Genomic DNA, 13,701 nt, shown 5'->3' on the forward strand with positions numbered 1-13,701 from the left:
GGGCTGATGCCAGGGCCACCCGCTTCCTCCGGCCGCTCCGTTCCACCACGCCGCCCGGCCCGGACCCCGTCGGACCGGACCAGGCCCTTCCACTGTTACGCGCGCTATGAACCACGGCGGCTATGGGCCACGGCGCTATGAAGCGCAGCGCTACGGATCACGGCGAACGGGTCGCAGCGCCACGGGACGCCCCCGCGGCCGCGGTCACTCCACCCGGCCCGCCCCTTGCCGGGACGGCACCGCACCCTCGGCCGCACCGCCCGGCCCGTCGGCCGCGACCGGCTGCCCGGCCAGCCGGTCGCCGATGGCCCGCAGCCCGGACAGGTCGTGCACGTCGCCGGGGAGCGCCGGCACCTCGGCCACCGGAACGTCCGGGTGCAGCGCGGTGAAACGGTCCCGGGTGCGCCGCTCGCGCGTGAGCACCCGCATGCGCTCCGCGTGCAGGCGCAGCAGCCCGGCGGCGAGTTCCTCGGCGGAGAGCGGGGTGCCCCCTCCTGTGGAACCCGGGGTTCCCGCGACGACGGCCTGCTTGGTTCCGACGACGGCCTCCGTGGTTTCCGTTACGACGGACTCCGCGCCGGAACCCGCTCGCACGGCTCCGACGGAATCCGCCTCCGCGCTCGGTGACGTCGACGACGCGGACGACACCGGTGACGAAGACGACGGCGCGGATGCGGATCCCGATGGTGCCGGCGCTGCCGGAGCTGCTGTTCCTGACGGTGCCGCGGAGTCTGCCGACACCGTGGGCACTCCGGGGGACACGGGCTGGGGGAAGCCGCTCTCGGGAGAGGATGTGTCGAGGGGAGTGACGGTGCCAGGGTCGTCAGCGGTACGTGTCCCAGCTTGCCCGCTGCCACGATCCACAATGCCGGAACCGGCAAGATTTTCTGTGTAATCCGCCGTCGCGGTGCCACCCGCGTGCGCCGGGGACCGCACGGGCTCGTCCGGCCCGCCGGTCTCGTCGGACAACGCCTCGGCCGCCGCGAGCGCCCGCTCGGCGGAGAGCCGCGCGGCACCGCTGCCGTGCACCCGGTTCAGCACCAGTCCTGCCAGCGGCATTCGCTCCGCGGCCAGCCGCTGGACGAAGTAGGCGGCCTCCCGCAACGCGTCCCGCTCGGGGGCGGCGACGACGAGGAACGCCGTCCCCGGGGCCTGGAGCAGGCGGTACGTGGCATCGGCACGGGTACGGAAACCGCCGAACATGGTGTCCATCGCCGCCACGAAGGTCTGTACGTCACGCAGCAGTTGGGCGCCCATCAGTTTGTTCAGGGGCCCGCTCATCACGGACATCCCGACGCCCAGGAACTTCATGCCGGCCCGACCGCCGATCTTCGCCGGGGCCATCAGCAGCTTGATGAGCTTGCCGTCCAGGAACGACCCCAGCCGGCTCGGCGCGTCAAGGAAGTCCAGCGCCGAACGGCTCGGTGGGGTGTCGACGACGATCAGGTCCCATTCGTCGCGGGAGCGGAGCTGGCCCAGCTTCTCCATGGCCATGTACTCCTGCGTCCCGGCGAAGCCGGCCGACAGCGACTGGTAGAAGGGATTCTCCAGGATCGCCCGGGCGCGCTCCTTGTCGGCGTGCGCCTCGACGATCTCGTCGAAGGTCCCCTTCATGTCGAGCATCATGGCGTGCAGTTCACCGCCGGCGGCCGCGTCGACGCCGGGGACCCGGCGCGGCACGTTGTCCAGCTCCTCGATCCCCATCGACTGCGCGAGCCGGCGCGCCGGGTCGATGGTGAGCACGACCACCCGCCGGCCGCGCTCCGCCGCCCGCAGGCCCAGCGCGGCGGCGGTCGTCGTCTTGCCGACCCCGCCGGAGCCGCAGCAGACCACGATTCGGGTGCGGCGGTCGTCCAGGATGGGGTCGATGTCGAGCGCGGTCGTCCTGTCCAGGCTCACTGGGCCCCCTCGGTCGTTCGGCTCGTGGCGCCTTGCGAAGTGGCGGCGTGCGAAGTGGCGCTGTGCGCGGTGACGCCGTGCGACGCGGTGGCCGGCCGCGTCGCGCCTTCCCGCTCGCCGGTGTCCCGCCGGACGATGTCCTGTTCCCGCAGCGCACGCGCCATGCGGTACAGGCCGGCCAGGTCCACGCCGTCGCCCAGCAGCCGCAATTCACTGGTGGGAAGGGACAGTTCAGCGAGCCGGGAGCGGCCGAGGCGTTCGAGCGCCAGCCGTCCGGTGTGCTCGCGAGCCTCGTCGAGCAGCGGCCCGACCAGGGCGCCCGCCGAACCCGCCCGGCTCCCGCCGCCGGACGACGTCCGGGCCAGGGCCTCGGCGAGAGCGCCGGCGACGGCGTCGCGCCGGCCGTTCGCGGCCTCCTCCACGGCCGCCTCGTCGAGGACCTCCGGGCGCACCATGTTGATGACCACGCCCCCGACCGGCAGCCCCGCGGCACGCAGCTCCGCCACGCCGTCCACCGTCTCCTGGACCGGCATCTCCTCCAGCAGCGTCACCAGGTGCACCGCCGTCTGCGGCGACTTGAGGACGCGCATCACGGCCTGCGCCTGGTTGTGGATCGGGCCGATCCGGGCCAGGCCCGCCACCTCGTCGTTGACGTTGAGGAAGCGGGTGATGCGGCCGGTCGGCGGGGCGTCCATCACGACGTGGTCGTAGACGAAGCGGCCCGCGCGGTCCTTGCGGCGCACGGCCTCACACGCCTTGCCGGTCAGCAGGACGTCCCGCAGCCCCGGGGCGATGGTCGTCGCGAAGTCGATCGCGCCGAGCTTCTTCAGGGCCCGCCCGGCGCTGCCGAGCTTGTAGAACATGTGGAGGTAGTCGAGGAGGGCGCGCTCGGCGTCGATGGCCAGCGCGTACACCTCGCCGCCTCCGGGAGCTACCGCGATCTTGCGTTCCTCATAGGGAAGCGCCTCCGTCTCGAAGAGCTGGGCGATGCCCTGCCGGCCCTCGACCTCGACCAGCAGTGCGCGTTTTCCCTCGGCCGCGAGGGCGAGGGCGAGAGCGGCGGCGACGGTGGTCTTGCCGGTACCGCCCTTGCCACTGACGACATGGAGCCTGCTCATGGTCCGGAGCCTAACCAGTCGCCCCGCGGGCTACGCACGAGGCTGTCAGTGTGAGGCATTACAGTCGGTCCATGACCAAGTGGGAATACGCGACGGTGCCGCTTCTGGTGCACGCGACCAAGCAGATTCTGGACACCTGGGGCGAGGACGGCTGGGAGCTCGTCCAGGTCGTTCCCGGGCCGAACAACCCCGAGCAGCTCGTGGCCTACCTGAAGCGGGAAAAGGCGTGAGTGCCGTCGAGGACAGGCTCGCGGAGCTCGGGCTGACCCTGCCGGACGTCGTCCCTCCGCTGGCCGCCTACCAGCCGGCCGTGCGCAGTGGCGCGTACGTCTTCACCGCGGGCCAACTGCCCATGGTCAAGGGGGCCATTCCCGTCACGGGCAAGGTCGGCGCCGAGGTCAGCCCCGAGCAGGCCAAGGAACTGGCGGGCGTCTGCGCGCTGAACGCCCTGGCCGCCGTGAAGTCGGTCGTCGGCGATCTGGACCGGATCGTCCGGGTGGTGAAGGTGGTGGGCTTCGTCGCCTCCGCGCCCGACTTCACCGGCCAGCCCGGCGTGCTGAACGGTGCCAGCGAGCTGCTGGGCGAAGTCCTCGGCGAAAAGGGCGTGCACGCGCGCTCTGCGGTGGGCGTCGCGGTGCTGCCGCTGGACGCGCCGGTCGAGGTCGAGCTCCAGGTGGAGGTCGCGGACTGACGTCCGGTTCGCTTCCGGGCGGCGGGGCCTTACCGCTTCCGGGCTGGGACGGTGTACGTCTTCCGGGCCGCTATCGGTGTACGTCCGCGGCGCGGACCGTACGAGTCCCGCAGCGCCGGGACGAGTTACGGGCGCGGAGGTCCGTGACGCCGAGCGTCCCGGGCCTCCCGCGCCCCCTCGAACATCCGCGCACCAGCGCATAGCATCCGGCCATGGTGACGACGAACGGCCGGACGGGCGGCGGCGGAGCGGACGACCCCGAGAGCGGTCGTGAGAACGGTCGCGGGAACGGGCAGTGGTATCCGCCCGAGTGGCCCGACCGGATCCGGCGGCTCGCGCACGGCGAGCTCGAGCCCGTACCGCCCCGGCGCGCCTCCACCGTCCTGCTCCTGCGGACGGACACCGACGGCGCCCTGGCCGTGCACCTGCTGCGCAGACGCGCCTCCATGGCCTTCGCCGGCGGCGCGTACGCGTACCCGGGCGGCGCCGTCGATCCCCGCGACGAACGCGACGTGCCCTGGTCAGGACCCTCGCCGCGGGAGTGGGCCGCTCGGCTCGGAGTCGAGCCGGAGGTGGCGCAGGCCGTCGTCTGCGCGGCCGTCCGCGAGACCTTCGAAGAGGCCGGCGTGCTGCTCGCCGGCCCGGACCCGGCCACGGTCGTCGCGGACACCACCGGCGAGGAATGGGAGGCCGACCGGGCCGCGCTCGCCGGTCACGAGCTCTCGTTCGGCGACTTCCTGGAACGCCGCGGACTGCTGCTCCGCAGCGATCTGCTGGGCGGCTGGGCACGCTGGATCACCCCGGAGTTCGAACCCCGGCGGTACGACACCTGGTTCTTCGTGGCGGCCCTGCCCGACGGCCAGCGCACCGCCGGTGTCTCCACCGAAGCCGACCGGGCCGTCTGGATCCGCCCCGCCGAGGCCGTCACCGGCTACGACCGCGGCGAACTGCTGATGATGCCGCCCACCGTCTCCACGCTCCGCGCGTTGCTGCCGTACGGGGACGTGCCCGCGGTGCTGACGGCGGCCGGTGAGCGGGATCTCACCCCGGTGCTCGCGCGGGCCCGGCTCGTCGGGGAAGAGATCGTGCTGAGCTGGCCCGGGCACGAGGAGTTCACCAAGCACCTCTTGTCCCGCCCTCCGGGCCCTCCGCACACTCCAGCGACCGCGACTCCGGGAGCCGACGCATGACGTACGCAGCCGTACCCGCCGAACCGCCGGGACGCCCCGGGCGGGCAGCCCGGCCGGTCCCGCCACCCCGCGCGCGGCCTGCGTCCTCGCGCCCAACCCGTCCGCGATGACACTCGACGGCACCAACACCTGGCTGCTGGCCGAGCCCGGGTCCGACGAGGCGGTGGTCGTCGACCCCGGTCCGCTCGACGAGTCCCACCTGCGGGCCGTCATCGCCGCGGCCGAGGAGTCGGGCCGACGGATCGTCCTGGCCCTGCTCACCCACGGGCACCTCGACCACTCCGGCGGTGCCGAGCGCTTCGCCGAGCTGACGGGCGCGCCCGTGCGCGCGGTGGACCCGGCCCTGCGCGTGGGCGGCGAGGGGCTCGCGGCGGGCGATGTGATCACCGTCGGCGGACTGGAACTGCGGGTGGTCCCCGCGGCCGGGCACACGGCGGACTCCGTCTGCCTCCACCTGCCCGCGGACCGGGCCCTGATCACCGGGGACACCGTCCTCGGCCGGGGCACCACCGTCGTCGCCCACCCCGACGGGCGGCTCGGCGACTACCTCGACTCACTGCGCCGGCTGCGGACGCTCGTCGTCGAGGAGGACGTACGGACGGTCCTGCCCGCCCACGGTCCGGTACTGGACGACGCGCGGGGCGCCCTGGAGTACTACCTGGCCCACCGGGCAAAGCGCCTCGCCCAGGTGGAGACCGCCGTCGAGGCGGGGCACCGCACTCCGGCCGAGGTGGTGGCGCACGTGTACGCGGACGTGGACCGCGCGGTGTGGCCGGCGGCGGAGCTGTCGGTCAGGGCGCAGCTGGACTACCTGAGCGAGCACGGGCTGATCTAGCCGGTCTTGAGCGGGTGCGGGCCGGTCTGGCGCCGGTCGCGAACGGGTGCGGGCCGGACTGACGGGGCGTGAGCGAGCAGGGGCCGATCCGGCCGGTTTCGAGCGAGCACGAGCTGACCCGGCCGGTCCGGCGGGCGCAGCGCATCCCGCCTGGCCGATGGGCGCGGAGGCCCTTCCGCCGGCCGTAGGCCGGAGTACGCCGTAGGAGGGCCCCGTCGGAACGGGACCCTCCTACGGGCGGGCGCGGCTCGGCGCCCGCGAGGTCAGCGCGAGCGCTTGGCCAGCCGCTCGACGTCCAGCAGGATCACGGCGCGGGCCTCCAGGCGCAGCCAGCCGCGGCCGGCGAAGTCGGCGAGGGCCTTGTTGACCGTCTCCCGGGAGGCGCCCACGAGCTGGGCCAGTTCTTCCTGGGTGAGGTCGTGCACCACGTGGATGCCCTCCTCGGACTGCACGCCGAACCGGCGCGACAGGTCCAGCAGCGCCTTGGCGACGCGGCCGGGGACGTCCGAGAAGACGAGGTCCGACATGGAGTCGTTGGTGCGGCGCAGCCGGCGCGCGACGGCGCGCAGCAGGGCGGTGGCCACCTCCGGGCGGGCGTTCAGCCACGGCTGGAGGTCGCCGTGGCCCAGGCCGAGGAGCTTGACCTCGGTGAGGGCGGTCGCGGTGGCGGTGCGCGGCCCGGGGTCGAAGAGGGACAGTTCGCCGATCAGCTCGCCGGGTCCCAGGACGGCGAGCATGTTCTCGCGGCCGTCGGGGGAGGTGCGGTGAAGCTTCACCTTGCCCTCGGTCACCACGTAGAGGCGGTCGCCCGGGTCGCCTTCGTGGAACAGGGCGTCGCCCCTCGCGAGGGTGACCTCGCCCATGGAGGCGCGCAGCTCAGCGGCCTGCTCGTCATCGAGCGCCGCGAAGAGCGGGGCGCGCCGCAGAACGTCGTCCACGAGTTCTCTCCTTGTCGACATGCACAGAGGACCGTGGTCCCCATGATGCCCGTCGGTAAAACTGTGTGATCAAACACAAGTGTGGCGCATCGTCGCCCGGAGCCCTACGGCAGGGGTCCGATTGGGCTGTGCTTTTCCCGCGCTCGGGGCGGATGTCAGTGCCGGGCTTTAGTCTGGCCGGGTGTCCAATACGCCGGTGAGAGCACAGGGTAAGGGGGCCGGGAGGGTGACCTCGACCCGCGATTCCGCTGTGGGCGAACAGCCCGCGGTGAAAACCGCAAAAGACGCAGACAGCACCAAATCGCAGGCCCGTGCGGAGGGCGGCCGGAGGCCGAGCGGGAAGGCGAAGGCGGCGCCGTCGGCCGAACGGGGGGTGCGGTCGGCCGACGGTGACGGCTCGGCCGCGGAGGCCGCCCCGACGACGGGCGCCGCCGGCCGGAGCGCCGCCGCCGGGAGAACGGCGGCGAAACAGGCCGCGGTGAAGCAGGCCGCGGGGAAGAAGACGGCTGCCGGCAAGAAGACCCCGGCGAGGAAGACGGCTGCTCCCAAGAAGGTCGCTGCCAAGAAGACCGCCGGTGCCAAGAAAACCGCGGTCGACAAGAAGGCCGCGGACACCAAGAAGACCGCGGCGCCGGCCACGAGCGGCAGCGGCGCCCCCGCGGAGTCGCGGACCGCGCTCGTCCGCCGCGCCCGGCGGATCAACCGCGAGCTCGCCGAGGTCTACCCGTACGCCCACCCCGAGCTGGACTTCGAGAACCCCTTCCAGCTCCTCGTGGCCACGGTCCTCTCCGCTCAGACCACCGACCTGCGCGTCAACCAGACCACCCCCGCCCTCTTCGAGGCGTACCCCACGCCCGAGGACATGGCGGCGGCCGACCCGGAGCGGCTGGAGCAGCTGATCCGCCCGACGGGGTTCTTCCGCGCGAAGGCCCGGTCCCTGCTCGGGCTTTCGGCCGCCCTGCGGGACGACTTCGGCGGCGAGGTACCCGGCCGCCTCCAGGACCTCGTCACGCTCCCGGGCGTCGGGCGCAAGACGGCCAACGTCGTTTTGGGCAACGCGTTCGGCGTCCCCGGCATAACGGTCGACACGCACTTCCAGCGGCTCGTCCGGCGCTGGAGGTGGACGGCGGAGACCGACCCGGAGAAGATCGAGGCCGAGGTCTGCGCGCTCTTCCCCAAGGGCGACTGGACGATGCTCTCGCACCGAGTGATCTTCCACGGCCGCCGCATCTGTCACTCCCGCAAGCCTGCCTGCGGCGCCTGCCCGATCGCCCCGCTCTGCCCCGCCTACGGCGAGGGCGAGACCGACCCGGAGAAGGCGCGGAAGCTGCTCAAGTACGAGAAGGGCGGCCTGCCGGGCCAGCGCCTGAAGCCCCCGCCGGACTTCCCGGGCCCGCCCGCGCCCCCGCTGGGAGCCGAGTGAGGGAGCCGCCGCGCGGAGGCACGGCGCGGATTCCGCCAGAAGACCAGGGAACGCCCGGCAGCCGCCGGGGGAGAACGTCGGGAACATTGGGGAAGCGCATGAGGAGCACGTACGGCCGCGACAGCCGTGAGATCACCGTGACCGCCGAGGGGCTGCCCGAGTGGCTGGAACCGGTGGCGCGCTTCCTGACGACCGTCGAGCCGCACCAGCTCAGCCGCTTCCTGCCGCCGGAGACCGGAGGGCGCCTCTCCGCGGTGCTGGTCCTCTTCGGCGAGGGGCAGGACGGTCCCGAGCTGCTGCTCCTCGAACGGTCCGGCACCCTGCGCTCACACGCCGGCCAGGCGTCGTTCCCCGGTGGCGCCCTCGACCCGGAGGACGGCGAGCCGGCCGACGGCGGCCTGATCCGCGCGGCGCTGCGCGAGGCCGAGGAGGAGACCGGCCTTGACCCGTCGGGCGTCCAGGTCTTCGGTGTGCTGCCGGACCTCTACATTCCGGTGAGCGGCTTCGTCGTGACCCCGGTCCTCGGCTGGTGGCGCGAGCCCAGCCCGGTCGGGCCGGTCGACCCTGCGGAGACGGCCCGCGTCTTCACCGTCCCCGTCGCCGAGCTCACCGACCCGGCGAACCGGGCGACCGCCGTCCACCCCAGCGGGCACCGCGGCCCGGTCTTCCACGTGGGCTCGGCGACGGTCTGGGGCTTCACCGCCGGGGTGATCGACCGCATCCTGCACTACGCGGGCTGGGAGCGGCCCTGGGACGCCGGCCGGGAGGTGCTGCTCGACCGGACCGCCTGACCTGCCCGCGGCACAGCCCGCGACGTCGAAACGTCATCCGCGCCGTAAAACGTCATCGGCACCGTCATCTCCGCGCTGCCACACCCCGCCGCGTCACCACCGTCGACAACCGCAATGCGAGGCACCCTTCGGTGAACGTTCTGGACATCGTGCTGTTGCTGGTCGCCGCCTGGTTCGCGGTCATCGGCTACCGCCAGGGGTTCGTGGTCGGCGTGCTCTCGGTGATCGGTTTTCTCGGCGGCGGGCTGGCCGCCCTCTACGCGCTGCCCGTGATCTGGGACAACGCCACCGGGGACCGCACCCCGGGCACCCCGGCGGCCGTCGCGGCGGTCGTCATCGTGATCGTCTGCGCCTCGGTGGGCCAGGCCGCCACCACCCACCTGGGGAACCGGCTGCGCCGCCACATCACCTGGTCCCCGGCCCGCGCCCTGGACGCGACGGGCGGCGCCCTGGTCAACGTGGTGGCCATGCTGCTGGTCGCCTGGGTGATCGGCTCCGCCCTCGCGGGCACGTCGCTGCCGACGCTCGGCAAGCAGGTCCGCACCTCGAAGGTGCTGCTCGGCGTGGCCCGGGTGGTGCCGACGGAGGCCAACACCTGGTTCGCGGACTTCAGCACGGCCCTCGCCCAGAACGGCTTCCCGCAGGTCTTCGCCCCCTTCTCGACCGAGCCGATCACCTCCGTCCCGGCCCCCGACCCCGCGCTCTCGGGCAGCACTGTCGCCGCCGAGGCGCAACGGAGCATCGTGAAGGTGGTCGGCAACGCCCCGGGCTGCGGGAAGGTGCTGGAGGGCAGTGGCTTCGTCTTCGCCCCACAGCGGGTGATGACCAACGCCCACGTGGTGGGCGGGGTGACGGACCCGACCGTGCAGGTCGGCGGGCGCGGCCGGCTCCTCGACGCCAAGGTGGTGCTCTACGACTGGAAGCGCGACATCGCCGTCCTCCAGGTCCCCGACCTGCGCGCCCCCGAGCTGCGCTTCGCCCGCGCGGAGGCCGAGAGCGGGATGAGCGCCATCGTCGCGGGCTTCCCGGAGAACGGCGCCTACGACGTCCGGTCCGCCCGCATCCGCAGCCGGGTGGACGCCAACGGCCCCGACATCTACCACCGCGGCTATGTCCGGCGTGACGTCTATTCGCTCTACGCGACCGTGCGGCAGGGCAATTCCGGCGGCCCGCTCCTCACGCCGGACGGGCGGGTGTACGGCGTGGTCTTCGCCAAGTCGCTCGACGACGCGGACACGGGGTACGCGCTGACGGCGGACGAGGTGCAGGAGGACGTCACGGAGGGGCGTACGGCCGTGGAACGGGCCGACACCCAGGGGTGCGCCCTCTGAGCGCGCCCCGCACGCCCCCGGCTCAGGGCGCGCAAGGCGCACTCCGGGGGCGTGAAGAGGGGCGTGAATGGAGCTGAGCCGCGGGCGCGAGCCCCGCGCTGCGGGCGCGCCGCGCGACGGCCCGGCGCTCAGCGCCCGCGGGGATGGCGAAGCCGTGCCGACACCCAGCGCGCGCGGCGCCGGATGATGCGCGGGATGCCGAGCTGGGGGTCCGTACCGTCCCCCGGCGGGAGGAAGCCGCCGTGCGGTCCCTCCGCCCTCTCGGATACTTCGGTCACCACAGTCACCGCGGCATCGTCATCGGCGCCGCGCTGCTGAGTCAGGTCGCGATGGTCGTGCGTCCAGCCCATACCGGGTCCTGTGCCCGGGGTGGAAGGTCGGTAATCGCCGTCGAGGCGGGCAATTGGCCTATGCACGAGGCAATGACCGATCGTCGGCCAATTGTTCGGCCGGATGTTCCGGCAGCCCTTGGGCCGGCCCCTACCGGTCCGGTTCCGGGTCCTTCAGCCAGCCGATCAGCTCCGCCGAGAACGCGTCCGGGTCCTCCTCGTGCGGGAAGTGCCCCAGGCCGTCGAAGAGGCGCCAGCGGTAGGGAGCCTCCACGTACTCGCCCGAACCCGCCGCGCTCCGGGTCCGCATCACCGGATCGAGCGACCCGTGGACGTGCAGCGTCGGGACGCGCACCGGCCGCTTCATCCGCCGGTTGAACTGGATGCCGTCCGGCCGCGCCATCGACCGCACCATCCACCGGTACGGCTCGACCGAACAGTGCGCCGTCGACGGGATCGTCATCGCCCGCCGGTACACGTCGACCGTCGCGTCATCCGGCTGCCGCGGCCCGGACCAGTCCCGGATCAGCCGGCCGACCAGCGTCGCGTCGTCCGCGACCAGCCGGCGCTCCGGGATCCACGGCCGCTGGAAGCCCCAGACGTACGACCCGGCGGCGGTCTGCTGCGGGTCGGTGAGCATCGCCGAGCGCCACCGCCTGGGATGCGGCATCGACGACACCACCAGCCGCCGCACCAACTGCGGCCGCATCACGGCCGCCGTCCACGCCAGATAGCCGCCGAGGTCGTGGCCGACCAGGGCCGCGTCCGGCTCGCCGAGCGAGCGAATCACCCCGGTGATGTCCAGGGCGAGGTTGGCCGGATCGTAGCCCCGCGGCGTGCGGTCGCTGCCGCCCACGCCGCGCAGGTCCATCGCGACCGCCCGGAACCCGGCCTCCGCCAGCGCGGGCAGCTGATTCCGCCACGTCCACCAGAACTGCGGGAAACCGTGCAGCAGCAGCACCAGCGGCCCCTCGCCCATCTCGGCGATGTGGAACCGCGCCCCGTTCGCCGCGACGTCCCGGTGCGTCCACGGTCCGTCCGGGCGCACCACCGCCGTCGGCGACGCGGCGGAGACCGCCAGCGCGGACGGATCCGGGGCCTTGGCGGGTTCGGGAGACGCGGGCGCTGCGGAGGTATCGGGCACCGTCATACGGACGAGCGTGTCACAGATGCGTCCGCAGGGCGCGTGTCCGTCAAAGGACGGGGGTGCGGCTTGACCGTGCTCAGGACGGCGGCCGTCTCCTTGGCCGATGCCATGGTCCGCTCCGGCTTGCTGATCTTCTTCAGCTTGGTGACGGCCAGCAGCCCCAGCAGACCCGCCAGCACCAGGAACGCACCGCCTGTGATCAGGAACGACCAGGCGAGGCCGAGGCCCAGGTTGTGGATGCCGTACGCCGCCGCGAAGCTCAGCACCGGCAGCGAGAAGAGCGCCAGGGTCCCCGCGGCGGCGATCGCGCCGCCGCCCACGCCGACCCGCTTGGCGTCCTCCCGCAGTTCGGCCTTGGCCAGCGCGATCTCGTCGTGCACCAGCGCGGACAGCTCCGCGGTGGCCGTCGCCACCAGCTGGCCGAGGCTGCGTTCGGCACCGTCGTCGGCTGCGCTCATCGCTGCTCCCTCATCGTCGTCGCTCCCTCGTCTGCGCGTCCTCGGCGGCCCGGACCGGGTCCGCCCTGGGTGTTCCGCCCGTCTTCGGCGGTGGTGAGGACACTCAGATCATGCCGGACCATCGTCGCCGGTGGTGCGCCCGGAGGCGACTTCCGCCCGGCGGCGGTGTTCCGCGGCCTTCGCCTCGAGGATCGCCGCCATGCGCAGGTGGTACGCCGGGTCGTCCTGTTCGTAGATGTCCGGGATGCCGTCCTGGTCCTCGTCGCGGTCCTCCTCGGCGCAGAGCTTCTTGTATTTGTTGTCGCGGAGCTTCAGCAGGATGCTCGCGAGGACCGCGGCGATCAGCGAGCCCACCAGGACCGCCGCCTTGATCTCGCCGCCCAGGACCGGATCGCCGCCGAAGGCCAGCTCACCGATGAGCAGGGAGACGGTGAAGCCGATGCCGGCCAGCGAGGCGACCGCGAGGACGTCGGGCCACTTCAGGTCCGGGTTCAGCTCGGCCCGGGTGAACCGGGCCGCCAGCCAGGTGCCGCCGAAGACCCCGATCGCCTTGCCGAGCACGAGACCGAGTACGACACCCAGCGTCTCGGGCCTGCGGAAGATGTCGGAGAGCGCGCCGCCGGAGAGCGAGACGCCCGCGGAGAACAGGGCGAAGAGGGGTACGGCGAGTCCGGCCGACAACGGGCGTACGAGGTGCTCGATGTGCTCCCCCGGGGAGACCCGCTCGTCGTCGTGCCGGTGGCAGCGGAGCATCAGCCCCATGGCGACGCCGGCGATCGTCGCGTGGACCCCGCTGTTGTACATCAGCGCCCAGTTGACGACGGCCAATGGGACGTAGACGTACCAGCCCCGGACGCCCTTCCACAGCAGCAGCCGGAAGACCGCGAGGCCGAGCACCGCGAAGCCGAGGGCGACGAAGTTCAGCTGCGAGGTGAAGAAGACGGCGATGATCAGGATCGCGAAGAGGTCGTCGACGACCGCGAGGGTGAGCAGGAAGGCGCGCAGCGCGGACGGCAGGGCCGTGCCGATGACGGCGAGGACGGCGAGGGCGAAGGCGATGTCCGTGGCGGTGGGGACGGCCCAGCCCTGGAGGGAGCCGCCGCCGCTGCTCGCGACCGCGGTGTAGACGACGGCGGGGATCGCCATGCCGCAGAGGGCGGCGACCACCGGGAGGATGGCCGCCTTGGGATCGCGGAGCTCCCCGGCGACGAGTTCGCGTTTGAGCTCGATGCCGGCGACGAAGAAGAAGACGGCCAGCAGCCCGTCGGCGGCCCAGTGCTGGACGGAGAGGTTCAGCCCGAGCGCGCCGGGTCCCAGGTGGAAGGCGCTTATGGACTCGTAGCCGTCCTTGAGCGGGGTGTTCGCCCAGATCAGGGCGGCGACAGCGGCGGCGAGCAGCAGGACGCCGCCGACGGTCTCGGTGCGCAGCGCGTCCGCGAGGTGGTTCCGCTCGGGCAGCGGCAGTCGGCCGAGGAGGACGGAACGGTTCTTCTGGGGCGCGGCCACGGTGGAGACCTCCTGGGGTCGATCGACGGACACACGTGGGGCCAC

13 protein-coding genes and 1 pseudogene are annotated in these 13,701 nt (G+C 73.0%); 7 read left to right on the top strand and 7 right to left on the bottom strand.

Annotated features, from left to right (window positions below):
- Positions 1 to 204 precede the first annotated feature (204 nt).
- Both ACQEVS_RS18210 and ACQEVS_RS18215 read right to left on the bottom strand, forming a co-directional pair.
- The gene (locus tag ACQEVS_RS18210; protein ID WP_433021657.1) at positions 205 to 1,899 is read right to left on the bottom strand and encodes an ArsA family ATPase; all 1,695 of its coding nucleotides are present in this window, start codon (positions 1,897 to 1,899) and stop codon (positions 205 to 207) included.
- Positions 1,896 to 3,017: an ArsA family ATPase gene (locus tag ACQEVS_RS18215; protein ID WP_433021659.1), complete on the bottom strand. Its 1,122-nt coding sequence runs from the start codon at positions 3,015 to 3,017 to the stop codon at positions 1,896 to 1,898. The genes ACQEVS_RS18210 and ACQEVS_RS18215 overlap by 4 nt, the downstream gene beginning before the upstream one ends.
- Before the next feature lie 71 nt (positions 3,018 to 3,088).
- Here ACQEVS_RS18215 and ACQEVS_RS18220 point away from each other — a divergent pair, with 71 nt between their 5' ends.
- From ACQEVS_RS18220 to ACQEVS_RS18235, 4 genes and pseudogenes are all read left to right on the top strand, one after another.
- Positions 3,089 to 3,247, top strand: coding sequence for a DUF4177 domain-containing protein (locus ACQEVS_RS18220; RefSeq protein WP_003967454.1), 159 nt, complete (start codon positions 3,089 to 3,091; stop codon positions 3,245 to 3,247).
- Complete coding sequence (locus ACQEVS_RS18225) at positions 3,244 to 3,708, top strand: RidA family protein (protein ID WP_433021661.1); 465 nt, start codon at positions 3,244 to 3,246, stop codon at positions 3,706 to 3,708. The genes ACQEVS_RS18220 and ACQEVS_RS18225 overlap by 4 nt, the downstream gene beginning before the upstream one ends.
- Before the next feature lie 212 nt (positions 3,709 to 3,920).
- Positions 3,921 to 4,898 carry an NUDIX hydrolase gene (locus ACQEVS_RS18230; RefSeq protein WP_433021663.1) on the top strand — a complete coding sequence of 326 codons (978 nt, stop codon included), beginning with the start codon at positions 3,921 to 3,923 and terminating at the stop codon, positions 4,896 to 4,898.
- A 28-nt stretch (positions 4,899 to 4,926) separates the two neighbouring features.
- Positions 4,927 to 5,733 (top strand): annotated as a pseudogene (locus ACQEVS_RS18235) (MBL fold metallo-hydrolase); the annotation flags it as partial.
- A gap of 263 nt (positions 5,734 to 5,996) precedes the next feature.
- Here ACQEVS_RS18235 and ACQEVS_RS18240 read toward each other — a convergent pair.
- The gene (locus tag ACQEVS_RS18240; RefSeq protein WP_004939715.1) at positions 5,997 to 6,671 is read right to left on the bottom strand and encodes a Crp/Fnr family transcriptional regulator; all 675 of its coding nucleotides are present in this window, start codon (positions 6,669 to 6,671) and stop codon (positions 5,997 to 5,999) included.
- Positions 6,672 to 6,939: 268 nt separating this feature from the next.
- Here ACQEVS_RS18240 and nth point away from each other — a divergent pair, with 268 nt between their 5' ends.
- The 3 genes from nth to ACQEVS_RS18255 all read left to right on the top strand — a co-directional run bounded on the left by nth (position 6,940) and on the right by ACQEVS_RS18255 (position 10,216).
- Positions 6,940 to 8,094: an endonuclease III gene (nth, locus tag ACQEVS_RS18245; RefSeq protein ID WP_433021665.1), complete on the top strand. Its 1,155-nt coding sequence runs from the start codon at positions 6,940 to 6,942 to the stop codon at positions 8,092 to 8,094.
- Between the two features lie 98 nt (positions 8,095 to 8,192).
- Positions 8,193 to 8,885, top strand: a complete 693-nt coding sequence (locus ACQEVS_RS18250) for an NUDIX hydrolase (RefSeq protein ID WP_433021667.1) — start codon at positions 8,193 to 8,195, stop codon at positions 8,883 to 8,885.
- A gap of 131 nt (positions 8,886 to 9,016) precedes the next feature.
- Positions 9,017 to 10,216: a MarP family serine protease gene (locus tag ACQEVS_RS18255; protein WP_433021669.1), complete on the top strand. Its 1,200-nt coding sequence runs from the start codon at positions 9,017 to 9,019 to the stop codon at positions 10,214 to 10,216.
- A gap of 128 nt (positions 10,217 to 10,344) precedes the next feature.
- On the opposite strand, the gene ACQEVS_RS18260 is transcribed toward ACQEVS_RS18255, so the two are convergent.
- The 4 genes from ACQEVS_RS18260 to nhaA all read right to left on the bottom strand — a co-directional run bounded on the left by ACQEVS_RS18260 (position 10,345) and on the right by nhaA (position 13,656).
- Positions 10,345 to 10,566, bottom strand: coding sequence for a hypothetical protein (locus ACQEVS_RS18260; RefSeq protein WP_433021671.1), 222 nt, complete (start codon positions 10,564 to 10,566; stop codon positions 10,345 to 10,347).
- Between the two features lie 130 nt (positions 10,567 to 10,696).
- Complete coding sequence (locus ACQEVS_RS18265) at positions 10,697 to 11,695, bottom strand: alpha/beta fold hydrolase (RefSeq protein WP_433021673.1); 999 nt, start codon at positions 11,693 to 11,695, stop codon at positions 10,697 to 10,699.
- The gene (locus tag ACQEVS_RS18270) at positions 11,692 to 12,150 is read right to left on the bottom strand and encodes a phage holin family protein (RefSeq protein WP_433021675.1); all 459 of its coding nucleotides are present in this window, start codon (positions 12,148 to 12,150) and stop codon (positions 11,692 to 11,694) included. The genes ACQEVS_RS18265 and ACQEVS_RS18270 overlap by 4 nt, the downstream gene beginning before the upstream one ends.
- A gap of 108 nt (positions 12,151 to 12,258) precedes the next feature.
- Positions 12,259 to 13,656 carry a Na+/H+ antiporter NhaA gene (gene nhaA / locus ACQEVS_RS18275; protein ID WP_433021677.1) on the bottom strand — a complete coding sequence of 466 codons (1,398 nt, stop codon included), beginning with the start codon at positions 13,654 to 13,656 and terminating at the stop codon, positions 12,259 to 12,261.
- Positions 13,657 to 13,701: the final 45 nt, after the last annotated feature.

The sequence above is a fragment of the Streptomyces sp. CA-181903 genome (genome assembly GCF_050937075.1).
Lineage (GTDB): Bacteria > Actinomycetota > Actinomycetes > Streptomycetales > Streptomycetaceae > Streptomyces.

What these genes read in the sequence shown, in the direction of transcription:
- ACQEVS_RS18215 (WP_433021659.1), bottom strand. Translation starts at nt 3,017, where the DNA reads ATGAGCAGGCTCCATGTCGTCAGTGGCAAGGGCGGTACCGGCAAGACC.
- ACQEVS_RS18220 (WP_003967454.1), top strand. Translation starts at nt 3,089, where the DNA reads ATGACCAAGTGGGAATACGCGACGGTGCCGCTTCTGGTGCACGCGACC.
- ACQEVS_RS18230 (WP_433021663.1), top strand. Translation starts at nt 3,921, where the DNA reads ATGGTGACGACGAACGGCCGGACGGGCGGCGGCGGAGCGGACGACCCC.
- ACQEVS_RS18250 (WP_433021667.1), top strand. Translation starts at nt 8,193, where the DNA reads ATGAGGAGCACGTACGGCCGCGACAGCCGTGAGATCACCGTGACCGCC.
- ACQEVS_RS18260 (WP_433021671.1), bottom strand. Translation starts at nt 10,566, where the DNA reads ATGGGCTGGACGCACGACCATCGCGACCTGACTCAGCAGCGCGGCGCC.
- ACQEVS_RS18265 (WP_433021673.1), bottom strand. Translation starts at nt 11,695, where the DNA reads ATGACGGTGCCCGATACCTCCGCAGCGCCCGCGTCTCCCGAACCCGCC.
- ACQEVS_RS18270 (WP_433021675.1), bottom strand. Translation starts at nt 12,150, where the DNA reads ATGAGCGCAGCCGACGACGGTGCCGAACGCAGCCTCGGCCAGCTGGTG.